Raw genomic sequence first — 23,168 nt, forward strand, 5'->3', positions numbered from 1 at the left:
CAATCCCGAGAACCGTCGCTAGCGCGATCATGGCTCCGTTTGATTAATCTGCCGCCCTAAACCAATCCGCTTTGACTTGCGAAGTCCAAGATGCGTTGTTCGTTTTTGACACCTTTGGGGCATTCGACTCCGCTTGCCGTGTCGATGGAAACCGCACCGGTTGACGCGACCGCATCGGCAATATTCTCGGGCTTCAACCCGCCCGCCAAAGTCCATTCGACTTCGCCTGCCGACTCAGACCAGCGTTTGATTGATGCCCAGTCCAATGTCTTGCCACTGCCACCATGGGCCGCACCGGCGTCTGCATCAAGCAACAATTGGACTCCCGCGTCGATCCAGGGCTGAGCCACCGTTTGAATCTCCACGGCGCTCAGTTCCGTGCGAGGAAGCTTGATAGCCCGGATGACGCGTATGCCATCGGCAATCAGTTGTTTGGCTAGTTCGACCGGTTCATCACCGTGCAGTTGTAACGCATCCAGGCCAACCGAGGCGGCGATGCTGCGAAGCTGCTCCAGATCGTTGTTGACAAAAACGCCAACTCGCAACAGCCCCAACTCCTGCGCCGTCTTGGAAAGGTTTTGAGTCGATTCTGATGCCGGATCGACGTAGCGAACGCTTGGTGGAAAGAAATTGAGACCGATCGCATCGGCGCCACTGCGTCCGACCGCTTCGACGTCTTTCTTTAGACGAACTCCACAAATTTTGACGCGAAACATCACCACTCCCAATTTGACCGTCCTAATCGTTAACTCAGCTTCGATTCGGCTCATCCACCCCCAACGACGCGGTCGATAACACCGAAACCATGCCGTTCGGATATTTCGGAACCCTCAGAGGCTTCACGATGAAGGATCGCTCACAGCTCCTCGATCAACTGCTCGTCTTTTCTGCAACGTTTGTCATCGTGCTGGGAATGTGGCCCGCGCAAGCCAAACGCCAAGTGCTCCACTGCTTGACCGGCATCGATGCCGACACCGGAAACCAGAAATGGACAACGTACAGCATGCCAGTGGATCATCCCAGCCTCCCTGAGCTGAAGCAATCGATCGAGAACTGGCAAGTCCCTGAAAACGATCCCGTCTATGTGACCGCAAAATGGAGAAGGCAGGTCGCGGATTTCTACGAGAAGTCCTCTGTCAGGTCACAGGCAAGTCTGCCTCAAACGGATAGCGACAAGAACGTCAAGATTCGATCGGGACGAAACGCAAAGCCGAGCAGCGGACCGACAACCGCTTCGATCTCTGACAGCGTCATGACCGTTTCCTTTGAGCTTCCAGTTGACGAGTCACAAACAACGAACTCATGCGAAGATGACATTGCTAGCAGTAGCGATTTGCTAGCACCGCTCCCGGTTGCTCGCGGAGTCATCCAGCAGGTTGGGTACGAAACCGAATTGAATCAGGTTCCTCATGCTGAATTGCCAATGTCTCGCTCCGCCGTTGTGACGTCGGATTACGAAGTGAAGTCGCAGGAAGTTGCGTCGATCGAAGTGGCTTCAGCAGAGATCGATTCACCGACGATGGCTGTCGATTCGTTTGCAGGTTCCGACGCTCAGTACTGGCGAGATGTCAAAGCGGCTGCCGATGTCTCCATTTCCAAGATCGAATCTCGCGCCGCGAACCCGCCGGTCGTGCTTGGAGACATCCAAAAAGCGGGGCCTTCGCAATTCGCATTCAATTTGGCAGTGCTGCTGGCGATTGCCGCTGTCTGTGGCTGGGTTCACTGGCGCAAACGCACTCCGGTCTTGTCGAACGTCGAATTTCGTGACCAGCCGATCGGCGTTTTGGCTCGGATCGGCACGTTCGGCGGAATTGTCACGTTGGCATTTATATCTGCGGTCGTGGTTTGGTATTAACCAACACTGCGTCACTTCCACCTCAGGTAAGCGACACGATTGACCGATCAAACGGATTAAATCGAGTCGCGATTGTTTCGATAAAAGACTCCCAAATCCAATCCAAGTAGTTTAGCCATGAACAACGCTGAGCATGATTTTGTCGTCCCACCGTTTCCGAGTTTTCCAAGTGTTGGGCGATATGTGGAATTGGGACCGGTTTCCGAAGCGATCACCCGAATCGCACGCAGCGTGATGGCTCGCGAAGCGATCTCACTGATCATCGGCCCGCCGGGCACGGGCAAGTCGCTGGCCTGTTCGGTGTTGGCAAGGAATCTTTCTGAAACCCACGACATCGTACAGCTGGGCGAAACCAGCTTGGGTGACTCGTCGGCGCTGTACCGTACGCTACTGTATCGCTTGGGAGTCGCGATTGGTGACGGACGTGGTACCGATTTGGAACTGATGCTGCACGAACACCTGACTGGAAGCAAGCGTCATGTTGCGTTGATCGTTGACGAAGCGGCCGCTCTGTCCAGCGAAGTGCTTGAGGACATCCGCCGTGTGACAAATATCATGCGTGCCGGTCAGCCCGTCATCAGCGCGATTGTCGTCGGCGGACCGAAGCTTGATGAAACATTGGCGTTGCCATCGATGGATTCGTTCGTCCAGCGTGTGTCCGCACGATGCTACCTGCACGCACTGACTAGCGAAGAGACCGGCCAGTACATCATGGGGGCAATCGCAGCTTGCGAAGCTTCGCCTGAGGATACGATTTCGAAGGACGCGATCTCGGCGGTTTACCATGCAAGCGGTGGAGTGCCACGGCTGATCAACCAGCTGATGACTGAAGCGATTGACTGCGCGGCGGAATTGAACCAGTCCGTGATTAGCGAGAAGACCGTGAATCAAGCTTGGGCACGCTTGCAGCAGTTGCCCAGTCCGATCGTTGATGAACCTGTGATGAATTCCACTTCGGTCGAGTTCGGCGAACTGACCGACAATCTGGCAATTGCAGAGACTTCACCGGCAAGTCACTTTGATTCGGCGTTGGAACTGGCACCGTTGGATCACGCGATTGAAGTCGCCTCGGCGGGCAGCGATGAACCGGCTTGCGAAGAAGCTCCGGAGCCCGCTGCTGTGATTCCGGTTCAGCCGGCAGCCGACCCGGTTGCACTGTTCGGCGCGTTCGATGACGAAGAATGCTTGGACATCGGGATGGCCAACAATAGCCAGAACGCGTCGCCACCATCGGATGTTGAGGTGGAGTCGATGCTGCATTGTGAAATCATCGGCCTGAGCCAATTTGCGGCTGACAACACGGCCGATCGAGAACCGTCGTCTTCTGGCGCGGCAGATTCATTTAGTATGAACGATGGCTTTGTGCCGGTGGACGTGCAGAAGCCCAGTGCTGCTGAGACGCCCAGTGCTGCTGAAATTGAGTCGCTCGATCTTGATGATGCTCAGGCTGCCAAGTCGACGCCAAGTGTCGTTTGGTATGACGAGCCCGAGATGGAAGCGGATTCACCTGCGGACGACAGCGATTTACTGTGGATCACCGAAGACGTTGAACTGGAGCGTCGCGAGCCAAGCCTGAACCGACGTGTCGATAGCCCCGAAAGTGGGGATCCCCCGCGTTTGAACATCGATTATCGCGAAATGCTGGAAAAAATGCGTCGGCACGGCTGATTCCGGGCCGGGTTTTCCCGGTGAATGGTGATCCGAGGTTGGAGAAAGTTGCAATCAAGCTAAACTTTCTTGAAGAGAATGCGAAGACAAGCGATCTTGGTGCCCAGCAACGCGATCGATCGGTCCGTCTGGTCGAGTCGGGGGCTGTGTTAACCCTCTGGTGAGGCTGCAGGCGGCTTCATCGCCGGTTGGTGGCGTCGTCCTTAGGCTAAAGGCTACGCCTCGTTCTTCGCGGACTCCCTCGAGAAATCCCCAATGACGCAGGCCGGCGGCTATCCCGCTGCCGGTTGAAAAGGACATCGGCAACATGTTCCTTAGTCTGCCGATGACTGTTTGCTGATGATGAAGGCCTCTGTTTTGACAACCTCGATCCGATCTTCAGCAAACCCTCTGGAATCAACGAGCACCCCGACTTCGAAGACAATTGATTCGGAGAAGCAGGCGGACGATCAAAGCGACGGCAAACATCTGTCGGCGCAACGATCCGGCTCGTCCCAAGACGCACAAACGCTTGTGGCTGTTTGTACCTATCAAGAAGCTGGCTCGATCGAAGCCATGCTGAAGGGGTTACGACTGTCATTCCCCGATGCGGTTCTACTGGTTGTTGACGACGACTCACCTGATGGCACCGCAGGGATTGTTCGGCAGGTCCAGCAGCGTGATCAAATGGTGCAGTTGGTGGTTCGTCGCGATCGGCGCGGGCTTGGTAGTGCGATCGTCGACGCGATGCGTATCGCATGTGAAGGCGGCTACGAGTTCTTTCTCAATTTGGATGCGGACCTCAGTCATTCACCTGCGGAGATGCCAAAGCTGCTTCACCAAGCAAGGTTGGATGAATCACTGGCCGTAGTGATCGGTTCTCGCTATGTCGAAGGTGGGCGAATTGTTGGTTGGCCTCTAAAGCGACGGGTGATGAGCAAGCTTGTCAATCGTTTCGCGACTGGCGTATTGCGATTGCCGGTTCACGACTGTAGCGGTTCGATGCGGTGCTACCGAACGGCTGCCTTGCGCGACATCCAGCTCGACTCATTGAAGTGCGTTGGATACGCGGTACTCGAAGAGGTGCTCGTACGCTTGCATCGCCGAGGCTACCGATTTGCCGAAGTGCCGATCACGTTCACTGAACGGCAGATCGGGCACAGCAAGTTGTCGCTACCTGAAGCCGTTCGTTCGATCGGCTACATGTTCCGCCTGGCGATGGAAACGAATCGCCGTTCGCGTTCGTAGCACAACGGCCTTCAAAGAACGTGTCCTGCTGTGAATTCGTTCCGGAAGCGGGTTGGCGAATCTAATTCGCTGGACCAAAAAGCGAATGACTGCAGAGCATCGCTCTAGCGGTGATCGCGGGTCAAACAGGTGCCGCAACTAGGTCGTAGCCTTGCGAGGCAACGATTTCACATTCGACGATGTCGCCAATGCTTGGCTGAACACCTTCATCAAATCCGCTAACGTAGACGACGCCATCGATGTCGGGCGCTTCGCACTTCGTTCGACCGATCCAGACGCCAGGTTGCCCTTCTAGTGCAGAATCGATGATCACGCCGGCACTACTGCCAACGCGTGACGCGTTCCATTGAAAAGCGATTGACTGCTGGACTGCCATCAATTCGCTTTGGCGTTGCTCGGCAATCTTTTGCGGAACGCGGTTTGGTAGCTTGGCAGCGGGCGTGTCGTTTTCGACTGAGTAGGTGAAGACACCGAGATGCTGGAATTGTTGTTCGGCAACAAAGTCGACTAACTGATCAAAGTCATCGTCGGTTTCGCCCGGAAAGCCGGTGATCATTGTGGTTCGCATCACAAGCGAGTCGATTTTTTCGCGCAGTCCGGCGAGGATATCTTCTTGCTTTTGACGCGTGGTTTTGCGTGACATCCGTTTCAGCATCGCGTCGCTGGCGTGTTGCAGCGGCATGTCGATGTATGGCAGAATCCGCTCGGCCGAAGCGAGGGTGTCGATCAGGCGATCGTCAATGTACATCGGATAAAAGTACATCAGTCGGATCCAATCCACCGAGTCGATCTTATCGAGTTCGGTCAACAGGTCGGCCAACCGCGGTTCGCCGTAGAGGTCTTTGCCGTAGTAGGTCGTGTCTTGTGCGACGATGACGATTTCGCGAACACCGCTGTCACCCAGACGCTTGGCCTCGTCGATCACCTGTTCCATTGGCTTGCTGTAGTGCTTGCCACGCATTTTTGGGATCGCGCAAAACGTGCACAGCCGATCGCAGCCTTCGCTGATCTTCAGATAGGCGAAATGGCGTGGGGTGACTGCCGAGCGAATGCCGTCGTCGAGTGGACGAATCGGGGCAGGGCGAAAGATCTGTTGCTGCTCTGCGATTCCATGTTGCAGTCGATCAGCAACCGCGACGATTTCGTTTCGTCCGAAGACGCCGATCATGGCGTCGATTTCAGGACGGGCTTCAAGCAACTTACCTTGGCCGCGTTCGGCAAGGCATCCCGTCACAACAACGCCACGGATCTTTCCCTGACGTTTAAGGTCCAACATTTCGTCGATCGCACCCAAGGATTCTTCACGTGCCGAGTCGATGAACCCACACGTGTTGACCACGACAAAGTCAGCGTTCTGGACGTCACCGACCATGCGGTAGCCATCCTGGTCCAGGCGTCCGAGCATCTGCTCGGTGTCGACGAGATTTTTGGGGCAGCCCAGCGATACGACTGCGTATTTGCCGCGGGCCTCCCGATCGTCTACAGAACTCGATTCGCGTTGCGGGGTGGAGTCGGTGGAAGTGACGATCGGAAGTTCCATATGATTTCGGGGCTATTCCCGACAGTATTTGAGGGCGAGTAACGCGTACGCGGTGACGAGGTTGCGATCGCCTTCCATCCAGCGACTGCTACCCGAATTGACCCAGGATCCGTCTTCTTGCTGGGCTTCGATCAATGTGGCGGTCAACTCACGCTTCCAGTTGTGGTTGTTGCCTTCAGAGTCGGTCAGCACGCGAATTTCGGCGGCATCGAGGGCTTTTGCAAACACGTGATAGTAGTAATACAGCCCCTGTTTGCCCATGCCCGGATTATCGGTCAGTGAGTAGTTCTTTTGAATAAAGTCCATCGCGGCGGCAACCCGCGGATCGTCGCTAGTCAGGCCCGCATAGATCATGCTCTTTAGTCCGGCGTAGGTCATCGAGCCGTAACTACGCAGTCCACCCCCGTTGTCTTCCTCGGGGACTTCGACCTTGGATTGGCCGCCGGCGGCGGGCGTGTAGTAGAAACCGCCGTCGTTGATTTTGTCCGCGTGTTCGGTGTCGTTCCCATGACCGGAAAGGTTCTGCGTCCGGGCGATGAACTTCAACGCCTTTTGGATCGCTTCGTCGTCCGAATCGTTGCCCAAATCTTTCAGCGCATCCAACATGAACGAAGTGTTCGAAAGGTCGGGACGAGAATGGCTGCCATAACCGGCCCCGCCGTAGGCCGGATCGGTCGCGTCAATGTTTTCGCCTTCGTCCCACTGGATTTCTTTCAGGAAAGCTTCCGCCCGCTTTAATTCGCTGTTGAACTTATCCCCCTCGTTGGCCTTGACCAATGCGGCGATAGCGACGGAGGTTTCGTAGTTGCGGTGGTTCGATCCATCCTGGTAGATGCCGCCATCACTTTGAAGACGGTCCAGGATGTATGCGATTGCTTTCTTGACGCCTGGTGAGTTCACATCGTTGGGGTGGTGATCCAAAATCGCTCGCACACAGATACCCGTCACCGCGACGCCCGTTTCAGGGCTGAAAGCGCCTTCGGAACCCTGGCCACGGTTTTTGAGGAACTCGATGCCCCGATTCGCTGCTCGATCGATCGCCGCGTTCGTTGCCTTTGGAGTTTCCAAGGAAACCTTGGCTGCTACCGAATCTTGGGCATACGAAACATTAGGGACAGTCGCTGTCGCCATCGAAGCCAGAAGAACAGCCGCAGACGCTCGAACTCGAGACATAGAAAATTCCATCATGAAGTTAGTTTTGAGGGGAAACGCTATATCACGAATTGACGCTGACATAGCAATTCGGCCTAGCCATTGTGATCGGGCGAGACGAGGCGAACGCCAATGTCCGCTCAATCGAGTCTCCGCATCGATATTCTAGCCCGCTGATTGGCAGCCGAGCAGCCACCTGTTTAGCTCGCCTCTGCGTTCGGCCGATACCATCGATGGCTCCCAATAGCTTTGCCGGTGAAGAAGCCACTTCACGTATTGATGCAAAGTTCGGGCCAAACGACGTTCGCACCGCAGTCGTGGTTTTGCGGCGATTTGCTCGCTATCTAGAGTTGCGAGGCGTCGGAAAAACCGCCGCGTGCGATGAAAAAACAGCCGACGGACCGAGCGATGGAGCTTCAACAGTACTCACGTAGCAATTCAGCGAACCGACCAGCGATGGCTCGTTCGGATCTGGAGGTGTTTGTCCCAACCCTGTTTTCGATCCGACACGTTTCGGCAGACGACGCAGGTGAGGTTTCGCTGGCTTCGGCCAGGCGAGTCGTGGCGTCTGATCAATCCGATCCGATTTGGCGTTTAGATCCTCCAGAGCAAACCTGCGAAGCGATCAGTCGGGCTCCGGTATCTAATGTTCGCGCGATGGCAGGGCAGGCCAAGAAATTTGCCGCTGTGAATGATAGTACGGGGCAAGTCGCAGAGTGCGACCAGTTGAATCCGCACTGCGCCGATTTGATTGTCGCACTTGGGCAGTGGTCGATGCGTTTGGATCAACGAGAGTCAGAGCTGGATACTCGGGAAAAAGAGTTGAATCGCCGAACGCGATTCTTGCGTCAATCGACATAGCAACCGTCGGTAGTGCGAACCGGCTCAGGTGTTTGGGTTTCCCTGAGCCGCAACGGCGTTAGCCGCGGTTGCGTGCATTCCCGGCAGCCGGAGGCTGCCATGCAGTGCGTCGCAAGGCGGAGCCTAGCGACGAGATCCTCGTGCGAGGCTCCCGCCTCGCATGCGTTGTCTTGCGGGCTCTGCCCGCCGATGGAGATTGAACCTCATTTCAACCGTCGCTAACGCGAACCGGCTCAGGTGTTTGGGTTTCCCACAAAAAAAGCCCATGTGGATTCGATTTTCCACATGGGCTTCATCTATTGAATCGCAATCGATTGCCTACCGGAGCGGTAGATCAGGAAGCTTCATTGGAGCTGCTGACAACCTTATCGATCAAGTTGTATTGCCGTGCCTCTTCGGCACTCATGAAACGGTCGCGATCGGTATCCTCTTCGATTTTTTCAAGAGAATGCCCGGTGTGATCAATCATGATTTCGTTCATGCGTTTCTTGATCCGTCGCAGTTCTTCGACGTGGATCTCCACTTCACGCGCCGTGCCTTGCATACCGGCAAGAGGCTGGTGAATCATGATGCGGGCGTTTGGCAACGCATAACGTTTGCCAGCGGCACCGGCGGTCAACAGCACCGCGCCCATCGAAGCGGCTTGTCCGATGCAGTAGGTCGCGACGTCGCATGACACGAATTGCATGGTGTCATAGATCGCCATCCCGGCGGTGATACTTCCGCCAGGGCTGTTGATGTAAAGGTTGATGTCGGCTTTGGGATCATCGCTCATCAAAAACAACATCTGCGCGACCAGGGAGTTGGCGATCTGATCGTCAACTTGTTGCCCCAGAAAGATGATTCGATCTTTCAGCAGGCGGCTGTAAATGTCGTAGGTGCGTTCTTCGCGACCGCTCTTTTCGACGACGTAAGGGATCAAAGGCATTTCGTATATCTACTGTGTTGATGGGTATTGGGAAATTGGTCACTGATGTTCGCCATCCGGCAGAACCGCCACGAGTCGTGTCTTCGCTTTTAGACTCGCATTAGGAAGCCTGCCGGTGACTCTGCGACTAGTCCTCATCCTCTTCGTCTTCGTTTGGTGGCTTGGTCAGAATGTCGTCGACCAAGCCATATTCTTTGGCTTCGTTCGCGCTCAAAAAGAAGTCGCGATCGGTATCTTTGGCGATCTTTTCAACCGATTGTTCGCTGTGGCGTGCGATGATTTCGTTGAGAACATCGCGATAGCGGAACATCTCGGCCGCTTGGATTTCGATGTCGCTGACTTGACCGCCAACACCACCCATCGGTTGGTGCATCATCACGCGGCTATTTGGTAGGCAGTGGCGTTTGCCTTTGGTGCCGCCGACCAACAGAACCGCCGCGCCGCTGCACGCTTCGCCGACGCAGTACGTCGCTACCGGGCAGGACAGGATTTGCATCGTGTCGTAGATGGCCAGCGTTGCGGTGACACTTCCGCCAGGGCTGTTAATATAGAAGTGAATGTCTTTACGACGGTTTTCGCTTTGCAGGTAAAGCAACTTCATGACCAATTCATTGGCGTTGCCGGTGTGGATCTCGCCCTGCAAAAAGACGATTCGGTTTTCCAAAAGCAAATCGCCCAGCGTCAATTGACGTTGGCGTTGGTAGCTTTGGTAAGCGTGGCTATTGGAAAGTTGGCCGGCCGCCAATTGGCCTGCCAGTGGGTGCATCAGCGGTGAATCCATTGAATGTCTTGTCTTTGACTGAGAAGTGGAAGCGATATATGCGACCGACAGCCTGCGTTATCCGCAGCAACGTCTTTCACGCACATGGGTTAGGGCATGCAAGCCTGACTGCGATAGCGCAGAAAGGTTACGTTTGCACCGATAGGCTCACCTAGTGTTCGCATCTTCGCTAATTCTGGCAAGACCAGTGTGGTGCTGCCGTCGGCTCATGTTGTCAGAACAATCAAAAGGTGGCTGGTCGGTTAAACAATGTCCATCATCGGGTGCCAACCCCAATCGACTTGATGACAGTCAGCGAATGTCACTTGCCGGTCAACGTCGACGAGCCAGCGACCACGTGTGGCCAAGACCTATCGAAAACTTAGACCCGACAGCGAAGTCGCTTCGGCAACCATCTGGACGATTGGGGTTAACACCAAGCTAGGCAATTGAACATCTTCAAGGATACCCGTTTGCCAAGTTCCGGTGAGCCAAGCGGTGTTGTTGGCACCGGCGAGGCAACATTGATTATCAACACAGCCAAATGCCTTTTTTCGGCGTAACGAAACTCAGCTCGGTTGACCAGGTTGCCCATCTTTACTCTCCCGAGGTGAGGCGGGGCGGATTGCTGGCTTTCTAGGATTTCCTGACAGATAAGATTGGCTTTAGCGGCAGATTCCCGAATACCGGAGTGCCTAATCGATTCGGATCAATCCCTCGTATTCACTCGTTCTGAGTTGACAGTCAGGTAGCATCAATTTGCAAAGGGAAGGCCCTCAGAGGATTTGGCGGTGTGATCGAGCCTGCGAAGCGCATATCGCCCGCTGAGTGCATGTCGCCTGCTCAGAACGGGGGCTGGTTCAATGATAGCGTTGTGCGTAGGCTGGCGACCAAAAGGGCTTGCTATCAAAAGGCGAATGCGGAATCTGTCCGTTGCTAGCATTACGATTTACTCGATCGACGATTTTTCATGGCTGACCAACACACCGGCAAAGTCAAATGCCCGACTTGCGGAAAGCGGTTTTTCATGGATGAGACCGATGCACCTCCATTCTGTTGCCAGCGTTGCAAGCTGATCGATCTCGGGCGTTGGCTCGATGAGGAAATCGGTTTGCCGCACGAGGCAGACGAGTCTCCCAAGACGATCGATCCGGATTCGGTCTAGCAGGCTGTCGATTTTCTATTGTCGCCCTTACATCAGGTGAGGGCAGGGGCGTTTTCGGTGGTAGCGTGTCGTCCTTGGTCTGTGCTGTCATCCGTCTTTTTGCCCCTCCCCCACCCCGACCTTTACAGCGACGCGGAAACCGGTGAGACTATAGGGCTGTAACGCACAAACCTTTCCCGTCGCATCCGCGGGAAAGGTTTCTTTTTTTCCAGTTCATCTGGTGGAGTTTGTGATGCTTGAATCGGTACCGATGACCCGCGAGGGATACAACAAGATTAAGGCGGAAATCGAGCACCTCGAAAACGACGTGATGCCCGAGATCGTCGAAAAGATTGCTTTGGCGCGAGAAGAAGGCGATTTGAAAGAGAACGCCGAGTACCACGCGCAGCGTGAAAACCAAGGCAACGTCAACGCTCGGATCAACCTGCTCAAAGACAAACTCGCGCGTGCCTCTATCGTCGATATTTCGGAACTTCCCAAAGACGAAGTCGCCTTCGGTTGCACGGTCACGGTCGAGGACCAAGATGACGGGATGGAAGAGGTTTTCACCTTTGTCGGTGCTGGCGAAGAGGACTACCGTAGTGGAAAGATTCTCGTGACCAGCCCTATCGGCAAAGGCTTGTTGGGAAAGAAGGTCGGTGAAGTCGCTGAGATCGCAGTCCCAGCTGGCTTGATGAAACTGAAGGTCAACAAGATCGAGTTTCCTGAATAATCAGGACCATGTAGCAGCTAGCGAAACTCCGGCAGACCTGTGCTGCGTCGACCTGCAATCAAGTCGACGAGAATCGGTTTGCCGAGGTTGCACCCAAATCCCTCGCCAGTGTCACCACTCCACGGGTGACGAAACGCCGTGTCTGACAAGAAATCGAAAGCGAGTCACCCGCAGAGCACCGGGACTGCCCAAGGTGGCTCAGGTGACAATCCCGTTAGCGAAGCTGCTCCGGAGAATAGTCCGGGTTGCATGCCGGCAGTTTTGGCGAGTGCCATCATTGCCGCAATTGTCGGATTCATCAGTTGCGGTGTGCTGACATGGCTGATCTTTCAAAAGCAGGACGTGCTGGCCCTTCGCGCGATGCGTGGCAGTGTGATCCCGGCGGTCGAGCAGAGTTTGTTGTCACCTGAAGAGAAAGCCGCCTCGGTAAAGCTGCTCGGCGACTTTGCCGATCAGCTCGAACGCAAGCAGATCGACGGATGGCAAGCGTCAGGTGTGATGCAGCGATTGGGACGCTTGCCGATCATCCAGTGGGGGCAAGTGCGCCGCCTAGAAAAGTATGTCGATGATCACGCGGAGAACTTTGAGGACGACGCGAGTGTTCAGTTTGATCGACTGCGTAAAGGTGTTGAACGCAACAAGGTGACTCGTATCGATTTCGTTCACATCCTTTCGCCTGTGTTGCAGCCTGGACCGCAAGGTGAAGACGCGCCACTGGTTGAGGACTGGACGGACGAGACGCTGACGGACGTGATTCACCGGGCTCGTTTGGTTGCAGATCGAGGCGAAGTCGAAGCGGACATCAAAACTGATATCACGATGGATACTCTGATTCGTCGCCAAATCGAAGCGGGCATCAAGGACGGAACGTATTAGGTGCGTTGGTACCTCGTGCGAGGCTCCCGCGCGTAGTGGATGAGGCGACGAATCCTGTCTCTGTACATCGCAACCGTCGCTAGCGCGAACCGGCTCAGGCGGTTTGGATTTCCCTGAGCCGCAACGGCGTTAGACGCGGTTGCGTGAGTTCCCGGCAGCCGGAGGCTGCCACGCAGTGCGTCGCAAGGCGGAGCCTAGCGACGAGATCCTCGTGCGAGGCTCCCGCCTCGCATGCGTTGTCTCGCGGGCTCCGCCCGCCGATGGAGATTGAAACTCATGCAACCGTCGCTAGCGCGAACCGGCTCAGGTGTTTGGATTGCCCTGAGCCGCAACGGCGTTAGCCGCGGTTACGTGAATTCTCGGCAGCCGGAGGCTGCCATGCAGTGCGTCGCAAGGCGGAGCCTAGCGACGAGATCCTCGTGCGAGGCTCCAACGTGTAGTGGATGAGGCGACGAATCCCGCCTTAATACATTCAACCGTCGCTAGCGCGAACCGGCTCAGGTGTTTGGGTTTCCCTGAGCCGCAACGGCGTTAGCCGCGGTTATGTGTTATTGCGACTTCCGGTAACTAAGGGACAGAGCCCTGCCGCTTGTGCACTCTACCTGCTTCGCGTCTTTTCTAGGGGCATCTAACCGGAAACGCTTGCCAACACCAACAATTCGACTCCCACAATCGCTTGACCTTCCACTAAATTTCATTGGCTGCAGGAACGCACCAAAATCTGTCACTTGAGTCCGGAGCTTCGTCGCTGTGAAACAACGTAAAATTGTCATTGTCGGCGCTGGGCCTGGAGGGCTTGCGTCTGCCATGCAATTGGCACATGCCGGTTGCGATGTGACAGTTTTGGAGCGCCGAGATCGGCCCGGAGGGCGAACGTCCGCAATTGAACGTGACGGGTTCCGATTCGATTGTGGCCCGACGTTTTTCCTTTACCCTCGGGTGCTTAAAGAAATCTTTCAGTCGGTCGGCTATGACCTGATGAAAGAGGTCCCGATGCGGCGTCTGGATCCCCAATATCGATTGACGTTTGGGGCCGGTGGGCAGTTGGATTGTACGCCGGACATGGACGAAATGGATCGCCAGATTGCACAGTTCTCACCACAGGACGTCGGTGCACTTCGTCGTTACATGAACGACAATCGCGTCAAGCTAGAAAAGTTCCGCCCGATCCTTGAGTCACCATTCTGTTCGGTCGGCGATTTTCTTAAGCCATCGTTGCTTGGCGCGGCGCCTCATTTGCATCCGATGCGATCCCTCGGTACAGAGCTTGGCCGATACTTTGCTGACCCTCGACTGGTGATCGCGTTTGCGTTTCAGTCAAAGTATCTGGGCATGAGTCCGTTTAACTGCCCAAGCCTATTTAGCATCCTCTCGTTTTTGGAATACGAGCACGGCGTGTGGCATCCGATCGGTGGGTGTGCGCGAGTAAGTGAACGGATGGCGGAAATTGCGAAGAAGATGGGGGTTCGTTTCCACTACGATGAACCCGTTCGTTCGGCAGAACTGGATGGGCGAAAGATCAAATCGCTAACAACCGATCACGCGACCTATACCGCCGATGCTTTTGTTGTGAACGCTGACTTTGCAAACTGGATTTCCAACACCATTCCGAATCAGGTCCGGAAGCGATGGTCAAACGAATCCATCGCCAAGAAGCGATTCTCGTGTAGCACGTTTATGCTGTACTTGGGGATCGATGGGATCTATGAAGACCTGCCACATCACAGCATTCATATCAGTCGCGACTACGAACGCAATCTTCACGAGATCGAACAGTCACACTCGCTAAGCCAAGACCCTTCGTTCTATGTGCAGAACGCATGTGTGACCGACCGAAGCTTAGCACCACGTGGTAAGAGTACGTTGTATGTCCTTGTTCCCGTGACACATCAGACAGGTTCGATTGATTGGGAAAAGGAGGCACCCGCGTTTCGAGAACTGACTTTGGATCGGCTCAGCCAAATCGGTCTCGGTGATATCCGGCAACGAATCGTGACGGAGCATATGCTGACACCGCAAACTTGGGAGTCGGACTATCAGATTCATAAGGGAGCGACGTTTAATCTGGCTCACAATCTTGGCCAGATGCTGCACAATCGCCCGAGGAACCGTTTCGAAGAAATCCAAGGGATGTACTTGGTCGGCGGCGGCACTCATCCTGGCAGCGGCCTGCCAGTAATCTACGAATCGAGCCGAATTACGACGAAACTGCTGCTGAAAGATTTGGGCATGCCTTATCCGACATGCCCGGAGAAAAACGCTGCAGAGGTGAAACTGCGTCCGGTTCCGCACAAGGTGGCGTTGTCACCTGCGGCGTGCCGCAATATCGGTTCGGATTGTTAGCCATCCGACCGTCACAACTGTGACGGTTTCGATTGCCAGTTGCTGTGGGCTTGCGAAAACCGCACAAGCAATGGTTAACGCGATGGGGGTTCGCTGGACAACAGCATCAACGCTTCGAGGATACGGTTCTTTTGTTCGTCCTTGAGCACAAAGTATTGATCTCGACCATCACTTTTTGGCTCAAAGGTGGTCAAGCCGTCTTCCTGGACAGTGACAGCGCCTTTGGGTGAAAGATCAAAGTATGCGTGTTGTGGCCTGACAGCCTGCAAAACCGCAGTCAGATCCCACGTCGGGCGGTCGTGAGGCGGAGGGTTATAGAGGACGTAAGCTTCCGCGACTGGATGATGTTCGACATATCCATAGTCGCGTTCGATGCTTTGGTGTGGATAGCGAAGGTTTAGCCCGATTTCAAATCCGCTCCAGACGATCGACGTCGGCCAGTTGTTCGCAAGGTACGTGGCACTTTCAAGATCTTTGACCACGTTGTATTCCTTGTGGTCATACAGTTCACCTTTGTTGTTTGGGATCTTGGTGAAGGCGCCAGCCATTGCTGAGAGCAACCGCACTTTCTGTTTGACGAGTTCAACGCCGGTAAGTTTGCTGATGTCATCAGCAGGTGATTGCAATAGGTTTGCCAAGTTTGTCGAAAAGCCGACTTGGGCGATCACGACACTATGGTCCTCGGCGGCAGCAAGTGTTTTTCGCAGAAGGGTAACTGCGGACGGAGCGTCGTTGCCGCTGGTCAAGTCATGTGGGTAACGCAGTTGACCTTGATCGGTCTGTTCGGCAAGTACGTTGTAGCGTCCTGCCTCCGGTGTCACATTGCTTCGACAAACGCCGATGGGGATTTCACCGCGACCGTAGAATGTGTTCACGCAATCGGTGAAGGCAGCCGCTAGCTGGTGATCTTTGGTAATGGTGACGGCGAGCAGTTCACATTCGCCGCGAGACTGCAACGCGTGAATCATCGCCAAGGCTTGCACGTCGTCGCAGTCGTTGCCGATATCGGTGTCAAAGATCAGTTGAACAGGTCGGTCAGCAGCAACAGCATTGTTGGCTAGGCAGAGCGAAACGCTAAGAAGTGTCACACGAAGAAAAGCGCCGCACAGCAGTTTGATTCGCACGGGAAAGATCCGAGATGGAGGGAATTGGGGAGGGCAAGTTCCACAGTTTATTGGACCTGTCCGCGCAATTCCAGCAATCTCGCCAATTCCCGCCCCCTGATGCCGGCGTCGAGCAGTGATCAGTTCAAGCTATCGAGCAATTGTGGATTCGATCGCGGCGATGAAGTCGTCGATGTGTTCTTGTTGCGTTGCGAACGAGGTGACCAGCCGGTACAGACCCTCGCCCTTCTTTAATTTTCCAGCAAACTCTGCCGGGACTGGCCAAGGATAAAATTTGGCTCCCTTATCGAGCAGCTTCTTGGCTAAATCTTTAGGCATGGTGACAAACAGCTCGTTGGATTGACATTTCCACGCGATGCGAAGCTCTTCGAAGTGATCGAGCCGTTTGGCGAGTTCGTCCGACATCGCGTTGGAGTGTTTGGCCAGCGAAATCCACAGATCGTTGTCCAGGTAGGCGTGGAACTGAGCCGCGATGAATCGTGTTTTTGAAAACAGTTGGGCCGCGCGTTTGCGGATAAACGGCAGTTGCTTCGCTCGCGCCGGATCCATAAACACCAAGGCTTCTGCGCACCAACAGCCATTTTTCGTGCCACCGAATGACAAAATGTCGATACCGGATTTCCAAGTCATCTCTGCTGGCGAAACGCCGAGACGAACCATTGCGTTTGCAAACCGAGCTCCGTCCATGTGCAGCGGTAGTCCGAATGAATGAGTCAGTTCGGAGATTTGCTTCAGTTCATCGCAAGTGTAAAGCGTTCCGACTTCGGTGGATTGCGTCAGGCTAACGGCCATGGGTTGCCCGTGATGGACAAAGTTTGGATCGAACCTCTCAAGGCCTTCGCGTAAGTGTTCTGGATCCAGCTTGCCGTACGCTCCGTCGATCGGCGCCAGTCGAGCACCGGAGGTAAAGAATTCCGGTGCACCGCATTCGTCCTCAATCATGTGGGCTTCACGATGGCAAAGCACAAACCCACCAGGGCGGTTGAATGCCGACATGGCCAACGAGTTCGCTGCGGTACCGGTTCCGACGAAGAACACCGCGACTTCGCGTTCGAACAAATCGTTGAATCGAGCTTCCAGCTTTTTGTCTAGCTCGCTTTCTCCGTAAGCCGGCGAGAAGCCTTCGGAGTGTTGCCGCAATGATTCGGCGATTTCGTTGGCGGCGCCTGCCCAGTTGTCACTTGCAAAAATCATGGTGTTTTAAAAAGCCGGAGATTCGTTGACGAGCCAATGAGTGACCGTTCAAGTGCCGGGGCGTTCGCAAAGGGATTGGGGGGCCTAGATCCCTCGCAGCGTTTCGCGGCTGGAACGATTCTTCTATGCAAACGGAATCTATCGCGTCCCAACACGTCTTGAAAGTCACTCGGTCAGGAGTTCGAGCTAGGGCGTCATCCTTGCGTTCATTTCTGGTGGGATGCCGTTTGTGCCAACTTTATGTCCGCCATTTGCCAGATGCTCAGCGCTGTCGCACTCTCGCATTGCTGCAAGAATCCGTCACAATGGGGCGCGAGTATGGCTGGTAGACGCTTCAGCTGACCGATTTTGTTTGTCGAAAATCGCGGGGTTGTAGCGACGCAATGATGCTCCCAGCGAGTGGTAACGATTCAATGCAACGCAGAGTGATAGGATGGCAGACGTCAAAGTAGGTGCGGGACCGAAGAGTGTGGCGGCGTTTGAGCGAGCAAGGAAGCTGATGCCCGGTGGTGTAAATAGCCCCGCGCGAGCCTTCGGGGCGGTCGGTGGTACTCCGCTGTTTATCGAACGTGGCGAAGGCCCGTACCTGTTCGACATCGATGGTCGCCGCTACATCGACTATATCGGATCGTGGGGGCCGATGATTCTGGGCCATCGTCATCCTGAAGTCATTCAAGCGATCGAAGAGGCCGTGGCCAAAGGGACCAGCTTTGGTGCCCCAACGGAAGCGGAGTCCAGGTTGGCTGAGCAGATCATTGACGCTGTCCCCAGCATCGAAAAGGTTCGCTTGGTCAATAGCGGGACCGAAGCAACGATGAGCGCGATTCGTGTTGCTCGCGGTGCGACCGGACGCAACAAAGTCATCAAGTTCTCAGGGAACTATCACGGGCATGTCGATAGCCTTTTGGTCGCCGCGGGCAGCGCCGCTGCGACACTGGGCGTCCCCGATTCGCCCGGTGTGACGCCTGGTGCTGGGCAAGACACGATTGTCTTGCAGTACAACGATTGCGAGGGCGTTAAAAATGCGTTCGCGCAGCACGCCGGAGAAATTGCCGCGGTGATTTTGGAACCGGTCGTCGGAAACATGGGATGCGTGATCCCCGAGATGGAATTCCTGAATACATTGCGGTTAGAGACTTTGGCGGACGGCGCGATCCTGATTTTTGACGAGGTGATGACCGGATTCCGATTGGCCTACGGTGGAGCGCAAGAGAGGTTCGGGGTTGTTCCCGATATGACCACGCTCGGAAAAGTCGTCGGCGGCGGGATGCCATTGGGGGCCTATGGTGGTCGTGCCGACATCATGGACAACGTTCTGCCGGCGGGCAAGGTTTTCCAAGCGGGGACTTTGAGCGGAAATCCTGTCGCGGTAGCTGCCGGAAGTGCAACGCTGAAGTCACTCGAAACCGATTCGCCTTATGAGCAGCTCGATGAGATGGGCGAACGAATGGCAACGGGCTTAGCCGCAGTTGCGACCAAGCACGGTGTGCCTCACCAGGTTCAGCAAATCGGCAGCATGATGACGTTGTTTTTCAACGGGAGCCCAGTTCAGAATTGGCCCGATGCCGATCGAAGCGACCGAGAGATGTTTGGACGCTACTTCTGGGGCTTGATCGAAGAAGGCGTCTATATGCCGTGCAGCCAATTTGAAGCGTTGTTCTTTGGCAGTCAGCACAGCGAGTCGATCATCGATGAAACTCTCGATGCCGTCGATCGCGTCCTATCGAAGATTTAAGTGTCGATAGTTTTTCAACCGTTGGTATCCCAAATCGGCCGAGGTTGCGCGGACTGAATGAGCCGCAAAGGCGTTAGCCGCGGTTGGGTGCATTCCCGGCAGCCGGAGGCTGCCATTCAGTGCGTCGCAAGGCGGCGCCCAGCGACGAGATCCTCGTGCGAGGCTCCTGCCTCGCATGCGATGTCTTGCGGGCTCTGCCCGCCGGTCAAGTTTGAATCTCATTTAACCGTCGCTAGCGCGAACCGGCTCAGGTGTTTGTTCCCCTGAGCCGCAAAGGCGCTAGCCGCGGTTGGGTGAGTCGATCGCCAGGCCCGAGGCAAACCGCGAGCTGGCGCTCTGCGGCTGATAGAACTGCAGTGTTGGTGATGCGTCATCAGCGGCTGGCGCGGCAGCGTGCGATGAACGCTCAATCGCCGTTTGTCAAACCGATCCTATTCTTCACGCACGTCTGCAGTCAGAACTGCTTTGGCGGTCACGGATTGTTCTCCACCGGTCTTGATCTCAATGGTTGACTTTGTTGGACCGTTGACATCGGCAGCGGTGAAGTTCGCCCGCACGATATGCACACGCTTGGCAACTTTGGACTCGGGGAAGTCAACATCCCAGCCTTCGCATGTGATCGAGTCGATCGTGAAGTCGCTGTTGCCTTTGATCACCAACTGCTTCATCAACTTTTCACCCGGTTTGACGCTGCCGAACGCGATCGCTTGGGGCGAAATGGTCAGCGGGCTTTCGATGCTACCGGAGACTTTGAAGGGGACTTCGGGACGTTTGTTATCGTTTGTGATCACAACGATTTCGTCTTGAAAAGAGCCTGTCGGGGCGTCTTCACGGACGGCAACGGTCAGTTCATAAGTCACACGGGTGCCGCTACGGCTGACCATTTTGGAGGTTGGGACCAACCAAGGGACGTTGCTACGGACATCCGCAATCTGCCAATCCGACCGTCCAGCGTAGAGAATCTTTGACGTTTTCGATTGCGGTTCGCCTTGGCTGATCGCACCAAAGTCGATCGATCCAGGGTGGAAGACCATATCGCTACGGATGTAACCATCAACGCGCAGTCGGACTTCGCTGTAGAAAGGCTCGTCGACCACAACGGTTAGTGTTGCACCTTTCTTGCCACGAAATGTGTCGGTGTTGAAACGCGCGAGAATCGAGCCGGTCTGACCAGGTTGGATGTATTCGGTTTCGATGATCGGCGTGGTGCAACCGCAGCTGCGACGAACCGTTCGGAGGTGCAGCGGTTTGGTATAGGGATTGTGAATCGGAAAACGGAATTCGGTTTTTGCTGCGACCGCAACGGTTCCGAAGTCGTGCGTTTTTACAGGGAAGGCGTTGTCTGGCCACGCGGCTAGTCCTTCGGTTGCTCCGCCAGCGAGCAAGCAAATGGTGAAGGCAAGAGTCGCGACGAATTTCGCGCGTGACATTTTCGATCCCCCGGTAGGCGTTTCTGTTGTGATCAGTTCATTTAGCGCGAATGTCGCTATCAACGTTCCCCGCTTGAGGGAACTTAGGTCAAAAAAAGCATCATGGTGACTTTCCCGCAACATCATGTCACCAGAACAAGTGGCAGCAGCGTCAAGGCGTCAACACAACTGGGAACCAGCTCATCAGCGAATCTGTGAACGCCACAATACCGAAGATTTAGCGTCCAATTGCCAATCGAATCCTCGTTTGCCTAACCAGTCTGCATGGCACTGAGTGAGATGCCTGAGTGACTTGAAAATCATTACGAATCAGACTAATCGGGGCAAGTCAATCCATTGTTGGATAACGCTTTTTCCACAAGATCAAAACGATCGTGCGACTCGGATATTGCAGTTGCGTTAACATTGAGGCCTGATGGGAGACCAAAGTTCACCACAATGCGATGCTGAAGTCCTCGTTGGGGTTTCAGATTTGTTGCTAAGGAAAGCTGATTAAATTGCAACGTTTTTGAAATTGTTTGGGCGTCGTTGGTTGGAGTCTATCAGCCGCCACGCGCCAGCGTGCGGTTCCCAGTGGTTGGCAACTAGGCTCCGACGCGAACCGCGAGTCGGCGCTCTGCGGCTGATATGATTTCGGTTATGGCGATGCATGATCAGCCGCTACGCGCCAGCGTGCGGTTTCCCGGGATCGGCAACTAGGCTCCGTGGCAAACCGCGAGCTGGCGCTCTGCGGCTGATATGATGCCGGTTGTGTCGACGCATGATCAGCCGCCACGCGCCAGCGTGCGGTTCCCTGGGATCGGCAACTAGGCTCCGACGCGAACCGCGAGCTAACGCTCGTCGGCTGATAGAATTGCAGTGGTTGCGATGCACGATCAGCCGCCACGCGCCAGCGTGCGGTTCCCAGGGATTGGTAACTAGGCCCCGAGGCAAACCGCGAGCCGGCGCTCTGCGGCTGATATGATTCCGGTTGTGGTGATGCATGATCAGCCGCCACGCGCCAGCGTGCGGTTCCCAGGGATTGGCAACTAGGCTCCGACGCAAACCGCGAGCTATCGCTCTGCCGCTGATAAGATTGGGGCTGATGGGTTTATGCGGACGTTAAACTGAAGAGGACCTGTACCTTGTCGATCAATATTCGTATCTCAGCTATGCGATCAAATTTCCTGCACATCGCAGCGCTCGCTTTTGTTTCGATCTTCTGTGCGTCTGTCCAGGCTCAACCTGCGGTGAGAGCAGCAGCCCAGGGCGACGTGAGACGGCCAAACTTGATTATGATCATGGCCGACGACATCGGCGTTGAATGCTTGGGCAGATACGGGAGCACTTTGTACAGCACTCCTAATCTGGATCGCCTGGCCGCCGAAGGCATTCGATTTGAAAACGCTCATGCTCAACCGATCTGCACGCCCTCACGCGTGCAATTGATGACGGGTATCTACAACAACGAGAACTATTTGCGGTTTGGAGTGCTCGATCCCGCAGCGACCACCTTTGCCAACGAATTGCGGTCAATCGGCTATTCGACCTGCATCGCCGGCAAGTGGCAGCTTTCGGGCGGATTTGACGCGCCGCGGCGATTCGGATTTGACAATTACTGTCTTTGGCAACTGACGCGTCGTCCGAGTCGCTATCCAAACCCCGGATTGGAAATCGACGGGAAGGTCGCCGATTTTAAGAACGGTGAATTCGGTCCTGATATCGTTTCGCAGTACTTGGTCGACTTTATCAGCAAGCAGGCAACACAGAATCCCGAGCAACCGTTCATGGTCTATTATCCGATGATCATGCCGCATTGGCCCTTCGTGCCGACGCCGGATCATCCGGACTGGGACCCAGAGATGTGGAAAGATGCTAAGAATGAACCCGGCGGATACAAGGGGCCAAAGTACTGGAATGCGATGGTGCACTACACCGACAAAATGGTCGGCAAGTTGGTCGATTGCGTTGATCAAAACGGTATTGGTGACAACACATTGATCATTTGGACGGGCGACAATGGGACCTACCAAAGCGTGACTTCTATCTGGCGTGGCAATTCCTACGTCGGCGGAAAAGGGCAAACGACCGACAACGGGACACACGTTGGCTTCATTGCCCGCTGGCCCGAAGTGATCGAAGCCGGGAGTGTTTCGGATCAATTGGTTGACTTGTCAGATGTTTTTCCGACCTTGGTGGATGCCGCCGGGCACCAACCCAAGCAAATGGAGCAGCTGTCAGGCGAAAGTTTGCTGCCAGTTTTCGAGGGCAAACCTGAAAATCGCAGTAAGGATTACATCTATTGCTGGTACGAGAGGGATGGAAAGCGTGACAAGGCCAGCGAGCACGTGCGGACGGCGAGATACAAGCTGTATTCCGACGGCAGGTTTTTTGATACGCACGACGACCTGCTTGAAAAACGTGACCTCAGTGGTTCAGAGCTAGACCAAGAGACACAGGCCGTATTCAGCAAGTTGACCGAAGCGATGGCCGTTCACAGGGAAAAAACAAAGGCAAATGACGAAGTCTTGGCAGAACGCCGATCGCGTTTCGGACGCTAATGGAACCACTTTTTCGGTCCGTTCGACGAACCTGTTGTCGGTGGGCGGGCCGCCGCCA

19 protein-coding genes are annotated in these 23,168 nt (G+C 55.1%); 11 read left to right on the plus strand and 8 right to left on the minus strand.

The annotated features are described in order from the left end of the window. Positions 1-56: 56 nt before the first annotated feature. Positions 57-770, minus strand: coding sequence for a phosphoribosylanthranilate isomerase (locus LOC67_RS13285; RefSeq protein WP_230263094.1), 714 nt, complete (start codon positions 768-770; stop codon positions 57-59). A 74-nt stretch (positions 771-844) separates the two neighbouring features. Between LOC67_RS13285 and LOC67_RS13290 the strand changes: the two genes are divergently transcribed. The 3 genes from LOC67_RS13290 (at position 845) to LOC67_RS13300 (ending at position 4,750) form a co-directional block, all read left to right on the plus strand. After that, the gene (locus tag LOC67_RS13290) at positions 845-1,855 is read left to right on the plus strand and encodes a hypothetical protein (RefSeq protein WP_230263095.1); all 1,011 of its coding nucleotides are present in this window, start codon (positions 845-847) and stop codon (positions 1,853-1,855) included. A gap of 117 nt (positions 1,856-1,972) precedes the next feature. Continuing rightward, positions 1,973-3,523, plus strand: a complete 1,551-nt coding sequence (locus tag LOC67_RS13295) for an ExeA family protein (RefSeq protein ID WP_230263096.1) — start codon at positions 1,973-1,975, stop codon at positions 3,521-3,523. 339 nt (positions 3,524-3,862) lie between these two features. Continuing rightward, the gene (locus LOC67_RS13300; protein WP_315861056.1) at positions 3,863-4,750 is read left to right on the plus strand and encodes a polyprenol monophosphomannose synthase; all 888 of its coding nucleotides are present in this window, start codon (positions 3,863-3,865) and stop codon (positions 4,748-4,750) included. 121 nt (positions 4,751-4,871) lie between these two features. Here the strand turns inward: LOC67_RS13300 and rimO are convergent, their stop codons facing one another. Together rimO and LOC67_RS13310 are read right to left on the minus strand one after the other, a co-directional pair. Continuing rightward, on the minus strand, positions 4,872-6,290 hold the full coding sequence (gene rimO, locus LOC67_RS13305) for a 30S ribosomal protein S12 methylthiotransferase RimO (protein ID WP_230263097.1): 1,419 nt from the start codon (positions 6,288-6,290) through the stop codon (positions 4,872-4,874). A 12-nt stretch (positions 6,291-6,302) separates the two neighbouring features. Then, on the minus strand, positions 6,303-7,463 hold the full coding sequence (locus LOC67_RS13310; RefSeq protein ID WP_230263098.1) for a prenyltransferase/squalene oxidase repeat-containing protein: 1,161 nt from the start codon (positions 7,461-7,463) through the stop codon (positions 6,303-6,305). A 212-nt stretch (positions 7,464-7,675) separates the two neighbouring features. On the opposite strand from LOC67_RS13310, the gene LOC67_RS13315 reads away from it, so the two are divergent. Both LOC67_RS13315 and LOC67_RS13320 read left to right on the plus strand, forming a co-directional pair. Then, on the plus strand, positions 7,676-7,876 hold the full coding sequence (locus tag LOC67_RS13315; protein ID WP_230263099.1) for a hypothetical protein: 201 nt from the start codon (positions 7,676-7,678) through the stop codon (positions 7,874-7,876). A gap of 22 nt (positions 7,877-7,898) precedes the next feature. Beyond that, complete coding sequence (locus LOC67_RS13320) at positions 7,899-8,303, plus strand: hypothetical protein (protein ID WP_230263100.1); 405 nt, start codon at positions 7,899-7,901, stop codon at positions 8,301-8,303. A 334-nt stretch (positions 8,304-8,637) separates the two neighbouring features. On the opposite strand, the gene clpP is transcribed toward LOC67_RS13320, so the two are convergent. Further along, positions 8,638-9,231, minus strand: a complete 594-nt coding sequence (gene clpP, locus LOC67_RS13325; RefSeq protein WP_230263101.1) for an ATP-dependent Clp endopeptidase proteolytic subunit ClpP — start codon at positions 9,229-9,231, stop codon at positions 8,638-8,640. Between the two features lie 127 nt (positions 9,232-9,358). Beyond that, the gene (locus tag LOC67_RS13330; protein WP_230263102.1) at positions 9,359-9,997 is read right to left on the minus strand and encodes a ClpP family protease; all 639 of its coding nucleotides are present in this window, start codon (positions 9,995-9,997) and stop codon (positions 9,359-9,361) included. Positions 9,998-10,961: 964 nt separating this feature from the next. Here LOC67_RS13330 and LOC67_RS13335 point away from each other — a divergent pair. The 4 genes from LOC67_RS13335 (at position 10,962) to LOC67_RS13350 (ending at position 15,087) form a co-directional block, all read left to right on the plus strand. Continuing rightward, positions 10,962-11,156, plus strand: coding sequence for a DNA gyrase inhibitor YacG (locus LOC67_RS13335; protein ID WP_230263103.1), 195 nt, complete (start codon positions 10,962-10,964; stop codon positions 11,154-11,156). A gap of 232 nt (positions 11,157-11,388) precedes the next feature. Further along, positions 11,389-11,868 (plus strand): transcription elongation factor GreA, encoded by a 480-nt coding sequence (gene greA / locus LOC67_RS13340; protein WP_230263104.1) that lies wholly within the window; start codon positions 11,389-11,391, stop codon positions 11,866-11,868. A gap of 138 nt (positions 11,869-12,006) precedes the next feature. Beyond that, complete coding sequence (locus LOC67_RS13345; RefSeq protein ID WP_230263105.1) at positions 12,007-12,744, plus strand: hypothetical protein; 738 nt, start codon at positions 12,007-12,009, stop codon at positions 12,742-12,744. Positions 12,745-13,494: 750 nt separating this feature from the next. Further along, positions 13,495-15,087, plus strand: a complete 1,593-nt coding sequence (locus tag LOC67_RS13350; protein ID WP_230263106.1) for a phytoene desaturase — start codon at positions 13,495-13,497, stop codon at positions 15,085-15,087. A 74-nt stretch (positions 15,088-15,161) separates the two neighbouring features. Here LOC67_RS13350 and LOC67_RS13355 read toward each other — a convergent pair whose 3' ends face one another. Continuing rightward, positions 15,162-16,175, minus strand: a complete 1,014-nt coding sequence (locus LOC67_RS13355) for a nucleoside hydrolase (protein WP_230263748.1) — start codon at positions 16,173-16,175, stop codon at positions 15,162-15,164. A 165-nt stretch (positions 16,176-16,340) separates the two neighbouring features. After that, positions 16,341-17,405 carry a threonine aldolase family protein gene (locus LOC67_RS13360; protein WP_230263107.1) on the minus strand — a complete coding sequence of 355 codons (1,065 nt, stop codon included), beginning with the start codon at positions 17,403-17,405 and terminating at the stop codon, positions 16,341-16,343. Between the two features lie 433 nt (positions 17,406-17,838). On the opposite strand from LOC67_RS13360, the gene hemL reads away from it, so the two are divergent. Further along, positions 17,839-19,140, plus strand: coding sequence for a glutamate-1-semialdehyde 2,1-aminomutase (gene hemL / locus LOC67_RS13365; RefSeq protein ID WP_230263108.1), 1,302 nt, complete (start codon positions 17,839-17,841; stop codon positions 19,138-19,140). A gap of 431 nt (positions 19,141-19,571) precedes the next feature. On the opposite strand, the gene LOC67_RS13370 is transcribed toward hemL, so the two are convergent. Continuing rightward, complete coding sequence (locus LOC67_RS13370) at positions 19,572-20,570, minus strand: DUF1573 domain-containing protein (RefSeq protein WP_230263109.1); 999 nt, start codon at positions 20,568-20,570, stop codon at positions 19,572-19,574. Between the two features lie 1,274 nt (positions 20,571-21,844). Here LOC67_RS13370 and LOC67_RS13375 point away from each other — a divergent pair. Next, a complete protein-coding gene (locus LOC67_RS13375; RefSeq protein ID WP_261366895.1) occupies positions 21,845-23,110 on the plus strand; it encodes a sulfatase-like hydrolase/transferase in 1,266 nt (421 codons plus the stop codon). The last annotated feature ends 58 nt before the right edge of the window (positions 23,111-23,168 follow it).

Source organism: Stieleria sp. JC731, from assembly GCF_020966635.1.
Lineage (GTDB): Bacteria > Planctomycetota > Planctomycetia > Pirellulales > Pirellulaceae > Stieleria.